The sequence below is a fragment of the Glycomyces harbinensis genome (assembly GCF_900101745.1).
Taxonomy (GTDB): domain Bacteria; phylum Actinomycetota; class Actinomycetes; order Mycobacteriales; family Micromonosporaceae; genus Glycomyces; species Glycomyces harbinensis.
On the sequence record NZ_FNAD01000006.1, the window covers coordinates 17,757 to 34,033 of the forward strand.

A 16,277-nucleotide genomic window follows, 5' to 3' on the forward strand; every position below is an offset into this window, starting at 1 on the left:
CTACTCGGTGAAGTAGGAGAGCAGCTCCAGCTCGCCGTCGAGCATGCCCGACATGGTCAGCTCCTCGACGATCGCCCCGGCCGGGTCGATGAGGTACACCGTCCGCGTCCCGTCCACCTCGACCAGCTCGAGCATCGACCCGTCGGCGAGGAACACGACCTGCTGCGAGTCGCCCTCGACCGGCAGCTCCAGTTCGTCACCGGTGGCGGTGTCGACGTAGAAGTCGCAGGTCCAAGGGTCGATGTCGCCTTCTTCTTCGCGGTAGTCCTGGGCGCAGACCTCGCCGCCGTCGGCCGAGACGCCGGTGGGCCACCACAGGTCGTCCCCGCCGATGAGGTGGTCGGCGAGCCCGGGCAGCTCCGTCGCGTCCGAGCCGTCGGGCCGCATCACCGTGGACTGCCCGTCCCAGACGAACTCGCCGTCCGGCAGCCAGACCGCCCCGCAGCCGAGCGCCTCCGGCAGCTCCGTCAGCGCTCCGGTGCTCACGTCGAGCATGTAGCCCTTCGGGTCCTCGAACCCGATCGGCTCGTGGAAGAGGACCTTGTTCGAGTCGGGCGACCAGCTGATGGTGCAGTGGACCGGCTCCACCGAGATCACCTGCTCCGTCGCGAACGCGAACTCGTCGGGCCCCTCGTACCGGAAGTCGTTCAGCTCCACGTACGCGGCGCCGCACTGGTCGCCCCGGTCGACCGCGAGCGCCCGGACCCCGTCGGGCGCCGGGTGGTACAGGTAGTCGCTCTGCACGTCCAGGCCGGAGGTCTCCTCCTCACCGGGCCCGAAGAGGACCCTCTGGGTGGAGCGGTCGCCCAGCGCCGCATCGGTCATGCGGAACAGCACCTCCGCGGGCAGCCCGTCCAGGTCCGCCGCCGAGTCCGAGTCGCCGCGCGCGGGGAAGGTCCCCTCCTCCCAGTCGCCCGGGCGGACCCCGCAGCCGGTCGCGACGTCCTCGTCGTCGGGGGTGGCCGTCTCGGCCGCGGAGCTCGGGTCGTCGACCGTTGAGCTCGGATCGTCGGCCGGGGGGACCGGGTCCGCGCCCCGCGCGTTGACGATCCCCGCCACGCCGGCGCCCGCCAGCGCCAGTGCGACGACCACGCCGAGCGCGCCGGCCGCGACGCGGCGGCGCCCGATCCCGCGGGCCCGCTTGAGCGCGCCCGATGCCAGGTCCCGCGAAGGACCGGGTTCGTCTCCTGCGATGCCTTGCAGCAGTTCGCGAATCGAGTCAGGCATTGGCCTCTCCCCTCACGTTCTCGAACTCCAGTTCCCAGCGGTGGAGCCGCCCGTCGGCGTCCCCGAGCACGACCAGCTCGGGGAAGGAGTTGCGCAGTCGCCGCAGTCCGCGCTGGACGCGGGCCCGCAGCGTGGTGACCGGGCAGTCGAGGATGGCCGCGGCGGCCGTCTCGGTCCGGTCCTCGAAGTAGCGCAGCACGATCGCGGCCCGCTGGGTGGCGGGCAGCGACAGCAGCGCGGCGTGCACGGCGAGCCGGAGGGCGGTGTCGGGTTCGTCGAAGCGCCGCTCGGGCACGGCGTCGGTCGCGATCTCCGCGACCTTCCTGCGCCGCCAGCGGCTCACGTGCAGGTGGTACATGGTGCGCCGGGTGTAGGCCTCGGCGTTCGCGGTCTGGTGCAGGCGCTTCCAGGAGCGCCAGGTGCGTGCGAGGGCGTCCTGCACGAGGTCTTCGGCGAGTCCGCGGTCGCCGGTGAGCAGGTAGGCCGAGGCGCACAGGGCGCCCGACCTGGCTCTGACGAAGTCCTCGAACTCGCCCTGCCGCGTCGGCGGCGCCCCCGGTGGGGCGGTCGGTCCGTTCACGATCGGTTCCGTTCCGTGAATAGGGGAGGTGCGGGTGTGGATACCTACGTAGACGGGAATCCCGGCGATGCCCCACATCCTACGAACGGTCGGCCATACCTGACCGAACGGCCAGTGCGAAAACCGAGGTGCGTTCGTCGGACCCGCCCGGCACACTGAGGCCGTGGAAATCATCGAATTCGGCGCCGAGGACCCAGATCTGATCGATCGGGCCTACGCCATCCTCACCGCGGCGCACCAGGCCGACATCCCCGAGAACCCGTGCTCGCCGGAGCGGTTCTTCAGAACCCTGTTCTCCCATGTCTTCCCCGGCCGCGAGCGCCACTGGTTCGCCGCCGTCGAGGACGGCCGGGCCCTGGGCTACGCCCGCCTGAACTTCTTCACCGACGAGAACCTCGAACTCGCCATGTACGAGCTGCGGGTCCACCCCGACCACCGCGGCACCGACGCCGACGCGCGGCTGCGCGACCGGGTCGAGCGGTACGCCGCCGAGCACGGCCGCACCGCCCTGGTCACCGCCGCCGCCATCACCTGGCCCGGCGGACCGGAGCGCGACGAGACCACCGCGCGGACCCTGGAAGCGCGCGGCTACACCCGCGCGCTGACCACCGTCAACCGCCGCAGCCCGGTCGACCCGCTCGGCGCCGAGGAGGAGCAGCGCCGGTACGACGAGGCCCTCGCGAAGGCCGGCGACGCCTACGAGATCCGCCAGTGGATCGGCCCCGTCCCCGACGACCTTGTGGACACCATGTGCCGCATGGAGACCATGATCATGAGCGAGATCCCGCTGGGGGAGATCGAGGCCGAGCCCGAGGTCATGAACCCCGAGAAGCTGCGCGCCACCGAGGCCGTCTACGCGGCCGAGGGCCGCACGTGGCTCGCGTCGGTGGCCGTCGAGCGCGCCACCGGAGAAGTCAGGGCCTGGACCGAGATCGCGATCGACGAGGGCGACGACCGCGACGCCCGCCAGGGCATCACCATCGTGGACCCGGCCCACCGCGGCCACCGCCTCGGCCTGCTCCTCAAGCTCGCCAACCTCCGCCAGGTCCGCGCGCACGCCCCGACCATCGCCCACATCTGGACCGACAACGCCGACGTCAACGCCCCCATGATCGCGATCAACGAACTCATGGGCTACACCACGGTCGACGCGAGCGCCGAGTACCAGAAGAAGGCCGAGGCCTGACCCCGATGGACCTCCGCCTCCTCGACCCGGCCGACAGCGAGGGCGTCCGGCGGGCCGCCGAGCTGTTCGAGCTCGTGCGCGCCGCCGAGACCCCCGAGCTCGCACCCGTGCCCGAAGCCCGCTACTCCGGGGCCCTCCAGCACCCGCCGCCGGACTCCGAGTGCCGCTGCTACACGGCCGAACACGACGGCACCCTCCTCGGCCTGCTGTGGCTCTACCTGCCGCTCAAGGAGAACGCGCACTACGCCGAGGCCGAGCTGGTCGTCCACCCCGACCACCGGCGGCGCGGCATCGGCTCGGCGCTCCTGGACCGCCTGCTGGAACTCGCCCGCGCCGAAGGCCGCAGCGAACTCATCGTCATGGCCCGTGCCGCCGTCGAAGGCGGCCCGGGCCGACCGGACGCCGGACCGAGGTTCCTCGAGCGGCACGGCTTCAAGGCCGCGCTCACCGAGATCGACCGCGGCCTCCGCGTCGGAGCCCTCGCTCCGGAGGCCGAGGAGCGGCTGTTCCAGGAGGCGCTGGCGGCCGCCGAGGGCTACGAACTGGTCTCCTGGATCGGCCGCTGCCCCGAGGAGTACCTCGAAGGACTCGGCCGGATCGACTCGCAGATCTTCGCCGAGATCCCGCTCGGCGACGTGGACCTGCGCCCCCGCACGGTCGACGCGCAGTTCATCCGCACCCGCGAAGCGCGCGCCGAAGCCCAGGGCGACTCCCTGATCCGCACGATCGCGGTCCGCGGCGGCGAGGTCGCGGCCAACACCCTGATCTACACGCACGAAGGCCAAGAGCACGCCGACCAGGCCATCACGATCGTGGACCCGGCCCACCGCGGCCACCGCCTCGGCCTGCTCGTCAAACTCGCGAACCTCCGCCAACTGCGCGAGCACTTCGGGCACGTGCACACGGTCTGGACCGGCAACGCCGACACCAACGCCAACATGGCCGCCATCAACGACCTCCTCGGCTACCGGCCCGTCGACGCCCGCGTCTCGTACAAGCTCCAGCGCGACGCCTGAACGGGGCGCCCGCGCCGGACGACCTCCGGCGCGGGCGCCCCGTCCGAGCGTGCGGAAATCGAAATTCGGTTGCCGCCCCCGCGGACGAATGTCCAGACTGAACCCATGAGCAACCTGGAAATCCTTGAACTCGACCCCGCGGACGGCGACCTCGTCTCAGGCGCCTTCGAGGTCCTCCGCGCCTCCCATGCGGCCGACCATCCCGACAACCCCGCGCCCCACGAAGGCAAGTTCGCCAAGGGCCTGATCCACCCCACGCCCGGCGAGGAGGAGCACACGTTCATCGCCGTCAAGGACGGCACCGTCGTCGGCATCGCCGAGATCGGCCTGCCCATGCGCGAGAACCTGCACTTCGGCTGGGCCAGCATCCACGTCCGCCCGGACCGGCGCCGCCAAGGCGCCGGCGCGGCCCTGCTGGACCACTTCATCGCCTTCACCCGCGGGCGCGGGCGCACCGAACTGACCCTCGACACCCTCATGACCTGGGAAGACGGCGTCGCACGCGACAAGGCCGGACAGGAATTCCTGGAGAAGCGCGGCTTCAAGCTCGCCCTGACCTCGATCAACCGCCGCTGCGCCGTCGACGCCCTCGACGCCGACACCGAGCAGCGCCTCCTCGAGAAGGCGCAATCCGCCGCCGGAGACGACTACGAGATCGTCTCCTGGCTCGGACGCACCCCCGAGGAACTCGTCGAGACCATGGCCCGCATCGACTCCACGATCCTCGCCGAGGTCCCGCTGGGCGACCTCGACCTCCAGCCGGAGACGATCGACGCCGAACTCAAGAACGCCAAGGCCGACCGCAACGAGGCCATGGGCGTCATTCCGATCCAGACGGTCGCCCGGCACCGCGCCAGCGGCGAGGTCGTCGCGAACACCGCCGTGTTCGCCTACGACGACACCGAGTACGAGGACGCGTTCCAGGGCATCACCATCGTCGACAAGGAGCACCGCGGCCACCGCCTCGGACTCCTCCTCAAACTGGTGAACCTCAGGCTCGTCCGGGAGAACTTCCCGCAGGTGCGCGCGATCTGGACCGACAACGCCGACGTCAACGCCCCCATGATCGACATCAACGTCATGCTCGGGTACGAGATCGTCGACGCCATGGGGGAGTACCAGATCAAGTTCGCCGAGTGACCGAATCGCCGAAGGACGCCGGAAACAGTGTCTCCAGGCACAAGTCGGCCGTGGAGATGGCAATGGCCTTCCACGGTCGGCTATTGTCAATAGCTGGCCCTCCTTGTGGCCCGATCAGGCGCGTCCCGCCCTATCACCGTCGGCTTATGGTGAACCTAATCTCCGCGGAACGTGCGTCATTACGAAGTCGTTCTCGCGGAAGGCGAACCATGACTGTTGACCAAACTGTGCCCAATGCTGCCGTCAGCGAACCAGGCACTGCGCTCGAAACCCCTGAAACCCCCGAAACCTCCCCGGCCCCCGAGGCGAACGACACCGTCGTCGCCGAGGTCGTCGCGGTGACCGAGACGGCCGTCGAGGCCGTCCCGGAGACCGTCGAGGCCGAGGCCCCCGCCGCCGTGCAGGAGGAGTTCACCGTCGAGACCGACGAAGTGACCCTCGCCGAAGACGGCCCGAGCTTCGAAGAGCTCGGCCTGCCGGGCAAGATCACCGCGGCGCTGGCCGAGCAGGGCATTCACCGGCCCTTCCCGATCCAGGCCGCGACGATCCCCGACGCCCTCGCCGGGCGCGACATCCTCGGCCGCGGCCAGACCGGCTCGGGCAAGACCCTCGCCTTCGGCCTGCCGACCCTCGCCCGCCTCGCCGCGGGCGGGCGCACCAAGGCCAAGCGCCCCCGTGCGATCATCCTGACCCCGACCCGCGAGCTGGCGATCCAGGTCGCCGAGTCGCTGCAGACCTTCGGCGACGCCGTCGGCATCGACATGAAGGTCGTCTGCGGCGGCACGGCGTTCAACCGCCAGATCGACGCGCTCCGCGGCGGGGTCGACATGCTCGTCGCCACGCCGGGACGCCTGCGCGACCTCATCCGCCGCGGCGAGTGCTCGCTCGACTCGGTCGAGCTCGCGATCCTCGACGAGGCCGACCAGATGGCCGACATGGGCTTCCTGCCCGAGGTCCAGGAGCTGTTCGACCAGCTGCCCACCGGCGGCCAGCGGATGCTCTTCTCGGCCACGCTCGAGCACGAGATCGACGTCCTGGTCAAGAAGTACCTGTCCGACCCGGTCACGCACTCCGTGGACCCGTCGGCCGGTTCGGTCACCACCATGACCCACCACCTGATGCTCATCGGCCCGCGCGACAAGGCCACCATGACCGCCGCCGTCGCGGCCCGCCCGGGCCTGACGATGGTGTTCGTGCGGACCCAGCTCGCCGTGGACCGCATCGCCGACGAGCTGCGCGAGTCCGGCGTCAACGCCGAGGGCCTCCACGGCGGCATGTCGCAGATCGACCGCTCGAAGGTCCTGGACCGCTTCAAGCACGGCCGCCTCGACGCACTGGTGTGCACCGACGTCGCCGCCCGCGGCATCCACGTGGACGGCGTCGACATGGTCCTCCACGTCGACCCGCCCAAGACCCACAAGGACTACCTGCACCGCGCCGGTCGCACCGCGCGCGCCGGGGAGTCCGGCCACGTGGCGACCCTGGTGCTGCCGCACCAGAACCGCAGCATGTTCAGCCTCATCGAGCGTGCCGGCGTCGAGGCCAAGCGCCACTACGTGAACGACAACTTCGACCCCGAGCTCACCGAGCTCATGGGCGCCCGGAACTTCACCGACCTGCGCGCGGTCTCGTCCGAGCACCAGGCCACCCGCCACGACGACGAGGTCAAGCGCCTCGAGCGTCAGATCGAGCGCCTCAAGGAGGACGCCGAGGGCCTGCGGGCCGAGGCGACCCGCCTGCGCGAACAGGCCGAGCGCGAGATGATCGAGGGCCCGTCCAAGCGCCGTGACGACCGCGGCCCGCGCCGCGACCGCGACGACCGCGGCGGCGAGCGCCGCGGCGGCGGCTACCGGGGCAACCGCGAGGGCGGCTCCAGCGGCGGCTACCGAGGGAACCGTGAAGGCGGTTCCGGCGGCGGTTACCGCGGCAACCGCGAAGGCGGCAGCGGCGGCGGCTACCAGGGCAACCGCGAAGGCGGCTACCGAGGCAACCGCGAGGGCGGTTCCGGTGGCGGCTACCAGGGCAACCGCGAGGGCGGCTACCGGGGCAACCGTGAAGGCGGCTCCAGCGGCGGCTACCGCGGCCAGGGCGGTTCCGGCGGCGGCTACCAGGGCAACCGTGACGGCGGCTCGTCCTCGGGCGGCTACCGCGGCAACCGCGAGGGCGGCTCGTCCTACGGCGACCGCAGCCGCGGCGGCTACGGCGACCGTGACAACCGCGGCGCCCGCAGCAGCGACGACCGGGGCGGCCGCGGCGGCTTCCGCGGCGACGACCAGGGCAGCCGGTCCGGCTTCCGCGGCGACGACCGCGGCGGCCGCGAGCGCCGCGACCGCTGGTAGTCGATAGACCATGAAGCGGCCCTGGGGCCGCCCGCCCGATCCGGGCGGGTTCCCCAGGGCCGCTTCGCATTTGTAGACCCCGCTCCCCGGCGTGAGGGATCGGGTCCTCGCGGTGACCGGGTACTCTGAGAAGGTTTCCCTTCCGCCACTCCAGAGAGTCCCGCATGGACACCCCCTCGCGAACGGCAGCGGCGCTCGGCGTCGACTTCGGCACCCACCACACGGTCGCGACCGTCCTGCGCGCCGACGGACGACGCCACCAGCTGCTCTTCGACGGCAGCCCGCTGCTGCCCTCGGGGATCTATCTCGACACCGAAGCGGTCGTCCACGTGGGACGCGACGCCGCCCGTGAAGGCCGCCTGCGCCCCGAACGCTACGAGCGCAACCCCAAGCTCCGCCTCGACGCACCCTCGATCCTCTTGGGGGACCGGGAGGTCCCGGTCCGCGACGCGGTCGCGGCGGTCCTGCGGCGGGTCGTCGCCGAGTGCGGCACGGTCGCGGGCCCGCCCAGGTCGGTCACGGTCACCGTGCCCGCGGGCTGGGGCCCGGCCCGACGCCACACCGTCGCCGACGCCGCTCTCGCGGCCGGCGCCGCATCCCCGGTCCTGCTTCCCGAACCGGTGGCCGCCGCGCGGTACTTCACCGAGGTCCTCGGCCACGAGCTGGCCCCCGGCCGGGCGCTCGTCGTCTTCGACCTCGGCGCCGGGACCTTCGACGCGAGCGCCGTGTCGCGCACCGCGACCGGCCACGAGGTGCTGGCCGTCGACGGTTCCGACCGGATCGGCGGGCACTACCTCGACCAGGCCCTGGTCGACCACCTCGGCGGGCGCTACATCGGGGAGCGCGCCGACCGCTGGGGTTCGCTGCTGGACCCCGACGCCGGGAGCGAGACGCTGCGGCAGCGCTTCGCCCTCTACGACGAGGTGCGGGAAGCCAAGGAGCGCCTCTCGCGCGGCACGGTCACCGAGGTCGTGGTGCCCGGGTTCGCGAACGAGGAGATGCTGACCCGCTCCGAACTCGAACTCCTGGCCCGCCCGCTCCTGGCCCGGGCGGTGGCGATCACCAAGGCCGTCATCCGTGAGGCGGGCCTGAGCCCCGAGCAGGTCGCCGGCGTCTTCATGGTCGGCGGCGCGAGCCGGATGCCGTTGGCCGCCACCATGATCCACCAGGAACTCGGCATCGCCCCGACGCTCATCGAACAGCCGGAGCTGGTGGTCAGCGAAGGCGCGGTCGCCGCGGCGCCGCCACCCGAGCCACCTGCGCCGCGGCTCGGGGCCGCACCGCCTCCGTACATTCCGGCCCTCGTTGCCCCGGTCGGCGCCCCGGTCTCCGGCGGTCCGGTCACCGCGCCGCTGCTCGGCATCCTGTCCTCCCGCGATCCCGCCCCCGAGCGCCGGTCCGCGCCCTGGCTGCTCGCCGCCGTCGTCGTGCTCGCCCTCGTTCTGGTCTCCGGCCTGACCTGGTTCATCACCGAGTACTCGAATCGCGCGGACGACTCGCCCGGCGACGGGAGCGCCGCTTCGAACGGGCCGAATCCGTCGTCCGACGGCGACGAGCCCGACTCGGACGAACCCGTGGCCTGGGGCGACGTCGAGATCACCGCGATCGAGACGATGCCGACCTCGATCACCGTCCACACCAGCGCAAGCGGCGACATGACCGGGTGCACCGCCGTGCTCGACGCGGGTGCGGGAGCCGGTGTCGAGCCGGGACTGGACTGCGCGGAGTTCGTCGTGGACGGCCTCTGGGCGAACACGGAGTACGAGGTCCTCCTGTACGGCCCCGGCGACGATCCGGCCGATGCCGACGGCGAGCCGATCGGCGACACCGCCCACACGCCGATGCAGACCGGCGAGGTGTACTGGGACTGCCCGACGGACCGCGAGTACTGCCGCAATCAGGGCGGCGAGCCGGGCATCCGGGGCGAGCCGGACGAGGCCGCGGCCATCGCGTACGCGTCGGTGGGGGAGGTCTTCGACCTGGTCTGCTACGAGACCGGTGACCTCATCACGCCCAGAGGAGACGGCGAGCCCGAGGGCTTCTGGGACTACCACCCCGGCAAGGACGCCTCCGACGTCATGGTCGAGGTGGTGCTGAGCCAGGGGGAGGTCGGGTACCTCCCGTTCGTGTGGCTGGTCGTCGACCCCGCCGACGTGAACTCGCTCGGGGGCGTGCGGCCCTGCTGAAAGACGGGCCGGGCGGCGCCGCGGGAACGGCGCCGCCCGGGCCTCGCCGAGATCAGGCCGGGCTCTCGGCCGGCACCGGTCGCGTCCCGACCTCCTTCTTGTTGAGCCACAGGGAGTCGACCGCCAAGGCGCCGCCGCCGGAGAACCCGATGGCGATGGAGATGGCGGCCAGCAGCAGCACGTACTCGTAGCCGCCGTCCCTGGAGTAGAACCCTCCGTCGAGGTGCACGAAGTACATCGCGCCGAGCATGACGCCCGCGAGGGCGAGTCCCGCCAGAGGTAGGAGCGCTCCCACAATAAGCGCGACGCCGCCGATGAGCTCGGCGGCCACCGTGAAGTAGGCCGACAGCGTGGGTGCCGGGATGCCCATGCCCTCGAATCCCTGCACGGTCGCGTCCATGCCGTTGACGCTGAACTTCTGCCAGCCGTGCGCGATGAAGACCACGCCGAGCATGACGCGTCCGATGAGGAGTCCGATCGGTTGAAGTCTTGCGATCATATGCCCTCCAAGGGGGAATGCTGCCCCTGGCGACGGGCCGATTGACTACATCGGACGGCGGTCGGCGCTGACCGCCCGGGAACCGGGGCAGGTTGGGTTGAATGTTCAACTAACCCAGGAGCCTATCAAGGAGCATAGACATCTGTAAATATGCCCGGTCTGAGTATTTATGTTTCGCGATCTGCAACGCGATGCCGCCGTGGCGAAAGTGGCCGCAGACCGCCGTCCGCGCCGCAGCGCCGCAGGCACTGCCGCCCTCAGTGGCGGCGGACCGCTTCCTCCACGAGCTTGAGGATGCGGCCGATGTCCAGGTCGTCCCGGCCGGTCGCCAGGTAGCGGACCAGGCCGTCGTACATCAGCGTGAGGAACCCGCCCAGGACCTCGATGTCGACGTCGGTGCGCAGCACACCGATCTCCCGCTGGTGCTCCAGCCGCTCGCGGCTGGCCTCGGCGATCGCCTCGCGGCGCCGCCCCCACGCCTCGGCGAACTCGGGATCGGTGCGCAGCCGCCGCGCCACCTCCAACTGCGTCCCCAGCCATCCGGCGATCTCGGGCTTGTCCGCGCCCGACGTCAGGTCCTGCATGACCCCGACGAGGCCCCGCTCGGCCACCGTCGCCGCCATCTCGGCCGCGTCCACCGAGGCCACGGCCAGGAACAGGGCGTCCTTGTCCCGGAAGTGGTGGAAGATCGCACCGCGCGAGAGCCCCGTGGCCTCCTCGAGCCGCCGCACGGTCGCACCCTCGTAGCCGAAACGGGCGAAACACGAGCGGGCGCCGTCGAGGATCTGCTGACGGCGCGAGTCGAGGTGTTCTTGGCTGACGCGAGGCACCCGGCAATCTTGCCACCTGGCGTTGGCCACCGGCCATGCAGTCGCCTACCGTTGGGCGGGTAGATCCGCGGTGACGACGGGGGAGAGGCGCATGAAGCAGAGCGATTTCTGGGACCGGATGAACGAGACCTTCGGCCCGACGTACGCGCGCTCGGTCGCCTCCGACCACAGTCTGGGGCAGCTCGGCGGCCGCACCATCGACCAGGCGCTCTCCGAGGGCGAGAACGCGAAGGCCGTGTGGATGGCCGTCTGCCGCGCCTGGCCGGAGCGGGTCCCCTCGCGCCTCGTGCGCTGACCCGGAACCCCGCGGACCGGGCTTTCCGCGACCCCGCGAGCCGTGCTTCCCCCAGCTCTGCGAACCGCGCCTTTTTCATCGCTGCGAACCGTGCTTTTTTCATCTCCGCGAACCGTGCTTTTTTCATCTCTGCGAGATGTGCCCTGTTCGAACATGCCGTTGTTCTAGGTTGTCGGGGGATGCGACTACCGTATTCGACATGGCTAAGCAGACAGGATCCACCAGGGGAGGCGGGATGAACTCCGCTCAGGACAAGGCTAAGGCGCTCGATCTCGCGCTGGCCCAGATCGACAAACAGTTCGGCAAGGGCTCGGTCATGCGACTGGGGGAGAAGCCGAAGCAGAACGTCAAGACCATCTCGACCGGCTCGATCGCGCTCGACGTCGCGCTCGGCGTCGGCGGCCTGCCGCAGGGCCGGATCATCGAGATCTACGGCCCCGAATCCAGCGGTAAGACCACGATCGCTCTGCACGCCATGGCGAATGTGCAGGCCGAGGGCGGTGTCGCGGCGATGATCGACGCCGAGCACGCGCTCGACCCGATCTACGCCGAGAAGCTCGGCGTCAACGTCGACGACCTCCTGGTCAGCCAGCCGGACACCGGCGAGCAGGCCCTGGAGATCGCCGACATGCTGGTCCGCTCCGGCGCCGTCGACCTCATCGTCATCGACTCGGTGGCCGCGCTCGTGCCGCGCGCCGAGATCGAGGGCGAGATGGGCGACTCGCACGTGGGCCTCCAGGCCCGCCTGATGAGCCAGGCGCTGCGCAAGATCACCGGCGGCCTGAACAACACCGGCACCACCATGATCTTCATCAACCAGCTGCGCGAGAAGATCGGCGTCATGTTCGGCTCGCCCGAGACCACCGCCGGCGGCAAGGCGCTGAAGTTCTACGCCTCGGTGCGACTGGACATCCGCCGGATCGAGACGCTCAAGGACGGCGGCGAGGCCGTCGGCAACCGCACCCGCGTCAAGGTCGTCAAGAACAAGGTCGGCTCGCCGTTCCGGCAGGCCGAGTTCGACATCCTCTACGGACACGGCGTGTCCAAGGAGGGCTCGATCATCGACATGGGCGTCGAGCACGGCATCGTGAACAAGTCCGGCGCCTGGTACACCTACGAGGGCGACCAGCTCGGCCAGGGCAAGGAGAAGTCCCGGCAGAACCTCAAGGACAACCCGGACCTGGCCATGGAGATCGAGAAGAAGATCAAGGAGAAGCTCGGCGTGGACGCCGCCGCCGACGCTCCGGGCGAGGCCGAGATTGAAGAACCAGCGGTCGACTTCTAAGCCGAACGATCCCGAGGCGGCCCGGCAGTACTGTCTCCAACTGCTGTCGGGCCGGCCCAGGACCCGTACCGAACTCGGCGACTCGATGCGCCGCAAGGGCTTCGAGGAGACGATCGTGGCCGAGATCCTGGAGCGCTACGCCGAAGTCGGCCTCATCGACGACGCCGTCTTCGCTCGCGCCTGGGTCGACTCGCGCCACCGCAGCCGCGGCCTGTCGAAGAAGGTCCTCGCCGGGGAGCTGCGCCGCAAGGGCGTCGACCCCGACTTCGTCGAGGCCGCCGTCGAAGCGGTCAGCGACGAGGACGAGCGCGAGGCCGCCCTCGCGCTCGCCCGCCGCCGCTACCGCTCGCTCGCCGGCCAGCCCGACGAGGCCGTCCTGCGCAAGCTCGTCGGGATGCTCGCCCGCAAGGGCTACGGCTCGGGCGTGGCGATCCCCGTGGTCAAGCAGGTCCTCGCCGAAGCCGAGAGCGAGGCCGCCGAACTGCTCGACGTCGACGCCCACTTCGAATAGCGGGACGCCGCACGACCCGCGCACCGGGAAGTGCGCACGCCGCGCCCGCCCGCACCGCGAATCGAAGGCCGGCGCCGATTCTCCAGCTCACGCCCCGGTACGGCCCCCGCCGCCACCGGGGCCTTCGGCGTTCCAGGATTCGGAATGCGGCAGGTCGGTAAGGCGCCGTTAACGCGTTCGACATACCATTGGCGCCGACGACGCAGCGCCGCGCCCGGTCCTCCGTCTCTCCTTACCTTTGCGAGGTATCCATGACCGAACCGAAACCCGTGGTGGTCATCGCCGACCCACTCGCGCCCGCTGCGATCGAGGTCCTCTCCGGAGACTTCGACGTCCGGGAGATCGACGGTACGAACGTGGAGTCCCTCCACGCCGCGCTGGTCGACGCCGATGCCGTGATCGTCCGCTCCGCCACCACCATCGACGCGCCGGCCCTGGAGCACGCGCCCAAGCTCAAGGTCGTCGCCCGCGCCGGCGTCGGACTCGACAACGTCGACCTGCCCGCCGCCACCGAACGCGGCGTCATGGTCGTCAACGCCCCGACCTCCAACATCGTCTCCGCCGCCGAGCAGGCCATCACGCTGCTGCTCGCCAGCGCGCGCCACATCGCCCGCGCCGACGCCTCGCTGCGCGCCGGGCGCTGGGACCGCAAGAAGTTCACCGGCGTCGAGATCCAGGGCAAGACCCTCGGCGTGGTCGGCTTCGGCAAGATCGGTCAGCTCGTCACCACCCGCATGCAGGCCTTCGACATGGACGTCGTCGCCTACGACCCGTACGCCCAGCCCGCGCTCGCCGCGAAGCTCGGCGTCCGCCTCGTGGACCTCGACACCCTGCTCGCGTCCGCGGACTTCATCACGATCCACCTGCCGAAGACCCCCGAGACCGTCGGGATCATCGGCGAGGACGCACTGAACAAGGTCAAGCCCGGGGTGCGGATCGTCAACGCCGCGCGCGGCGGCCTGATCGACGAGGCCGCGCTCGCCGAGGCCCTCAAGGACGGCCGCGTCGCCGCCGCCGGCCTCGACGTGTTCGTCAAGGAGCCGTGCACCGACTCGCCGCTGTTCGCCCTCGACAACGTCGTGGCCGCGCCGCACCTGGGCGCCTCCACCCGCGAGGCCCAGGACAACGCCGGCCTCGCGGTCGCCAAGAGCGTCAAGCTCGCGCTGTCGGGCGAGTTCGTGCCCGACGCCGCGAACGTCCAGGCGGGCGGCGTGGTCCACGAGGCCGTGCGCCCGCTCCTGCCGCTGGCCGAGCGCCTGGGCCGCACCTTCAACGCGCTGTCCGGCTCCGCCGTCCAGTCGGTGACGGTCGAGGTCCGCGGCGAGGTCGTCGCGCACGACGTGACCGTGCTCCAGCTGGCCGCCTCCAAGGGCCTGTTCGTGGACGTGGCCGACTCGGTCACCTACGTGAACGCCCCGCTGGTGGCCGAGCAGCGCGGTGTCGAGGTCGGCCTGTTCACCGCGCAGGAGTCGCTGGAGTACCAGACGCTGCTGACGCTCAAGGGCGCCATGGTCGACGGCCGGGGTCTCACGGTCTCGGGCACGATCAGCCCCGGACCGCACGGCGGCCTGCGGCTGACCGAGATCGACGGCTTCGAGCTCGACATCGACCTGGACGGCTCGCTGCTGTTCCTGCGCTACACCGACCGCCCCGGCGTGGTCGGCCTCATCGGCGGGACCCTGGGAGACCTGGGCATCAACATCGCCGCGATGCAGGTGGCCCGCAAGGCCGCCGGCGGCGAGGCCGTCATGGCGATGGCCCTCGACGCGCCGGTGCCCGCAGAGGTGCTCGGCCGCATCAAGGACGCGGTCGGCGCCACGGGCGTCAAGGCCGTGACCCTTGAGGACTAGCGCTTGAACCTCCGCTGACGTGGAGGTTCATCGATGAGTTCCATCTGCTGAGAGTCGTGAGTCGGAATGCGGGACGGGTGCGTTAAGGTGAACGCACTCGCCCGCATTCCGCGTCTCCGGCCCCGAACGGCCGTTTCGAGACCGGCGGGCGCATCGAGTAAAAAGCAGAGAGGCAGCATGAGCAGGATCGCGGTCATCCCGGGCGACGGGATCGGGCAAGAGGTCATCGCCGAGGCGCAGAAGGTGCTCGCCGTGGCCCTTCCCGGCTACGAGTCGACCGAATACGACCTGGGTGCGCGCCTGTACAACCGCACCGGTGAGATCCTGCCCGACAGCGTACTGTCCGAACTGGACGAGCACGACGCCATTCTCCTGGGCGCCATCGGCGACCCGTCCGTGCCGCCGGGCGTCCTCGAGCGCGGCCTGCTGCTCAAGCTCCGCTTCGAGTTCGACCAGTACGTGAACCTGCGGCCCAGCCGCCTGTACCCGGGCGCGTCCTCGCCGCTGGCGGACGTCAAGCCCGGCGACATCGACTTCGTGGTCGTCCGCGAGGGCACCGAGGGCCTCTACGCCGGCGCCGGCGGGAACCTCCACACAGGCTCCCCTGCCGAGATCGCCACCGAGGAGTCCCTGAACACCCGCTACGGCGTCGAGCGGGTCGTCCGCGACGCGTTCGAGCGCGCCCGCCGCCGCCGCGGCCACCTGACCATGGTCCACAAGACCAACGTGCTCGTGCACGCCGGCGGACTCTGGAAGCGCGCCTTCGACGACGTCGCCGCCGAGTACGCGGACGTGACCACCGAGTACCAGCACGTCGACGCCGCGGCCATGTTCCTGGTGAACCGGCCCCACACCTTCGACGTCATCGTCACCGACAACCTCTTCGGCGACATCCTCACCGACATCGCCGCGGCCGTGACCGGCGGCATCGGCCTGGCCGCGACGGGTTCGATCAACCCCGACCACACGCACCCGTCGACGTTCGAGCCCGTGCACGGCTCGGCCCCCGACATCGCCGGGCAGGGCGTCGCCGACCCCGTCGCCGCGATCTCCTCGACCGCGCTCCTGCTCGAGCACCTGGGCCGCGCCGACGCCGCCATCGCGGTGAACGCCGCGGTCGAGCGCGAACTCGCCGGACGCGAGTCCGGAACCAAGATCCGCACCGGCGAGGTGGGCGACCGAGTAGCCGCCGACGTCGCCGGACAGCTCAGCTAACCAGCAGCCTCGACGCCCGGCGAGAATGCGCTCCTACAGAGCGCCTCGCCGGGCGTTTTGCCGTGTCGACCGCGACGCGGCCGCAGCCGCCCGAGAACCTGAACGAGCGGTAAGTTAG

Annotated in this window: 14 protein-coding genes; 10 read left to right on the forward strand and 4 right to left on the reverse strand. The window is 70.9% G+C overall.

Annotated elements, in window-relative coordinates:
• Together BLQ63_RS11570 and BLQ63_RS11575 are read right to left on the reverse strand one after the other, a co-directional pair.
• On the reverse strand, positions 1 to 1,227 hold the full coding sequence (locus tag BLQ63_RS11570; protein WP_091034021.1) for a TolB-like translocation protein: 1,227 nt from the start codon (positions 1,225 to 1,227) through the stop codon (positions 1 to 3).
• On the reverse strand, positions 1,220 to 1,807 hold the full coding sequence (locus tag BLQ63_RS11575; RefSeq protein WP_245680949.1) for a SigE family RNA polymerase sigma factor: 588 nt from the start codon (positions 1,805 to 1,807) through the stop codon (positions 1,220 to 1,222). Before BLQ63_RS11575 ends, BLQ63_RS11570 begins: the two co-directional genes overlap by 8 nt.
• Positions 1,808 to 1,970: 163 nt before the next feature.
• On the opposite strand from BLQ63_RS11575, the gene BLQ63_RS11580 reads away from it, so the two are divergent.
• The 5 genes from BLQ63_RS11580 to BLQ63_RS11600 all read left to right on the forward strand — a co-directional run bounded on the left by BLQ63_RS11580 (position 1,971) and on the right by BLQ63_RS11600 (position 9,674).
• Complete coding sequence (locus BLQ63_RS11580) at positions 1,971 to 2,993, forward strand: GNAT family N-acetyltransferase (protein ID WP_091034029.1); 1,023 nt, start codon at positions 1,971 to 1,973, stop codon at positions 2,991 to 2,993.
• A gap of 5 nt (positions 2,994 to 2,998) precedes the next feature.
• Positions 2,999 to 4,009, forward strand: a complete 1,011-nt coding sequence (locus tag BLQ63_RS11585) for a GNAT family N-acetyltransferase (RefSeq protein ID WP_091034032.1) — start codon at positions 2,999 to 3,001, stop codon at positions 4,007 to 4,009.
• A 105-nt stretch (positions 4,010 to 4,114) separates the two neighbouring features.
• Positions 4,115 to 5,149 carry a GNAT family N-acetyltransferase gene (locus BLQ63_RS11590; RefSeq protein WP_091034036.1) on the forward strand — a complete coding sequence of 345 codons (1,035 nt, stop codon included), beginning with the start codon at positions 4,115 to 4,117 and terminating at the stop codon, positions 5,147 to 5,149.
• 209 nt (positions 5,150 to 5,358) lie between these two features.
• On the forward strand, positions 5,359 to 7,488 hold the full coding sequence (locus tag BLQ63_RS11595; RefSeq protein WP_091034041.1) for a DEAD/DEAH box helicase: 2,130 nt from the start codon (positions 5,359 to 5,361) through the stop codon (positions 7,486 to 7,488).
• 164 nt (positions 7,489 to 7,652) lie between these two features.
• Positions 7,653 to 9,674 (forward strand): Hsp70 family protein, encoded by a 2,022-nt coding sequence (locus tag BLQ63_RS11600; RefSeq protein WP_091034046.1) that lies wholly within the window; start codon positions 7,653 to 7,655, stop codon positions 9,672 to 9,674.
• A 52-nt stretch (positions 9,675 to 9,726) separates the two neighbouring features.
• Here BLQ63_RS11600 and BLQ63_RS11605 read toward each other — a convergent pair whose 3' ends face one another.
• Both BLQ63_RS11605 and BLQ63_RS11610 read right to left on the reverse strand, forming a co-directional pair.
• The gene (locus BLQ63_RS11605) at positions 9,727 to 10,173 is read right to left on the reverse strand and encodes a DoxX family protein (RefSeq protein ID WP_091034051.1); all 447 of its coding nucleotides are present in this window, start codon (positions 10,171 to 10,173) and stop codon (positions 9,727 to 9,729) included.
• A gap of 257 nt (positions 10,174 to 10,430) precedes the next feature.
• On the reverse strand, positions 10,431 to 11,003 hold the full coding sequence (locus tag BLQ63_RS11610) for a TetR/AcrR family transcriptional regulator (protein WP_091034055.1): 573 nt from the start codon (positions 11,001 to 11,003) through the stop codon (positions 10,431 to 10,433).
• Between the two features lie 91 nt (positions 11,004 to 11,094).
• Here BLQ63_RS11610 and BLQ63_RS11615 point away from each other — a divergent pair, with 91 nt between their 5' ends.
• The 5 genes from BLQ63_RS11615 (at position 11,095) to BLQ63_RS11635 (ending at position 16,159) form a co-directional block, all read left to right on the forward strand.
• The gene (locus tag BLQ63_RS11615; RefSeq protein WP_091034060.1) at positions 11,095 to 11,298 is read left to right on the forward strand and encodes a DUF3046 domain-containing protein; all 204 of its coding nucleotides are present in this window, start codon (positions 11,095 to 11,097) and stop codon (positions 11,296 to 11,298) included.
• A 235-nt stretch (positions 11,299 to 11,533) separates the two neighbouring features.
• A complete protein-coding gene (gene recA / locus BLQ63_RS11620) occupies positions 11,534 to 12,583 on the forward strand; it encodes a recombinase RecA (protein ID WP_091034065.1) in 1,050 nt (349 codons plus the stop codon).
• On the forward strand, positions 12,558 to 13,094 hold the full coding sequence (locus BLQ63_RS11625; protein ID WP_091034071.1) for a regulatory protein RecX: 537 nt from the start codon (positions 12,558 to 12,560) through the stop codon (positions 13,092 to 13,094). Before recA ends, BLQ63_RS11625 begins: the two co-directional genes overlap by 26 nt.
• Positions 13,095 to 13,345: 251 nt before the next feature.
• On the forward strand, positions 13,346 to 14,944 hold the full coding sequence (gene serA / locus BLQ63_RS11630) for a phosphoglycerate dehydrogenase (RefSeq protein ID WP_091034074.1): 1,599 nt from the start codon (positions 13,346 to 13,348) through the stop codon (positions 14,942 to 14,944).
• 177 nt (positions 14,945 to 15,121) lie between these two features.
• Positions 15,122 to 16,159, forward strand: coding sequence for a 3-isopropylmalate dehydrogenase (locus BLQ63_RS11635; protein WP_091034078.1), 1,038 nt, complete (start codon positions 15,122 to 15,124; stop codon positions 16,157 to 16,159).
• Positions 16,160 to 16,277 lie beyond the last annotated feature (118 nt).

Bases quoted from the DNA above. Each gene is read 5' to 3' on its own strand.
- BLQ63_RS11570 (WP_091034021.1), bottom strand. From the start codon at position 1,227: ATGCCTGACTCGATTCGCGAACTGCTGCAAGGCATCGCAGGAGACGAA.
- BLQ63_RS11585 (WP_091034032.1), top strand. From the start codon at position 2,999: ATGGACCTCCGCCTCCTCGACCCGGCCGACAGCGAGGGCGTCCGGCGG.
- BLQ63_RS11590 (WP_091034036.1), top strand. From the start codon at position 4,115: ATGAGCAACCTGGAAATCCTTGAACTCGACCCCGCGGACGGCGACCTC.
- BLQ63_RS11595 (WP_091034041.1), top strand. From the start codon at position 5,359: ATGACTGTTGACCAAACTGTGCCCAATGCTGCCGTCAGCGAACCAGGC.
- BLQ63_RS11600 (WP_091034046.1), top strand. From the start codon at position 7,653: ATGGACACCCCCTCGCGAACGGCAGCGGCGCTCGGCGTCGACTTCGGC.
- BLQ63_RS11605 (WP_091034051.1), bottom strand. From the start codon at position 10,173: ATGATCGCAAGACTTCAACCGATCGGACTCCTCATCGGACGCGTCATG.
- BLQ63_RS11615 (WP_091034060.1), top strand. From the start codon at position 11,095: ATGAAGCAGAGCGATTTCTGGGACCGGATGAACGAGACCTTCGGCCCG.
- recA (WP_091034065.1), top strand. From the start codon at position 11,534: ATGAACTCCGCTCAGGACAAGGCTAAGGCGCTCGATCTCGCGCTGGCC.
- serA (WP_091034074.1), top strand. From the start codon at position 13,346: ATGACCGAACCGAAACCCGTGGTGGTCATCGCCGACCCACTCGCGCCC.
- BLQ63_RS11635 (WP_091034078.1), top strand. From the start codon at position 15,122: ATGAGCAGGATCGCGGTCATCCCGGGCGACGGGATCGGGCAAGAGGTC.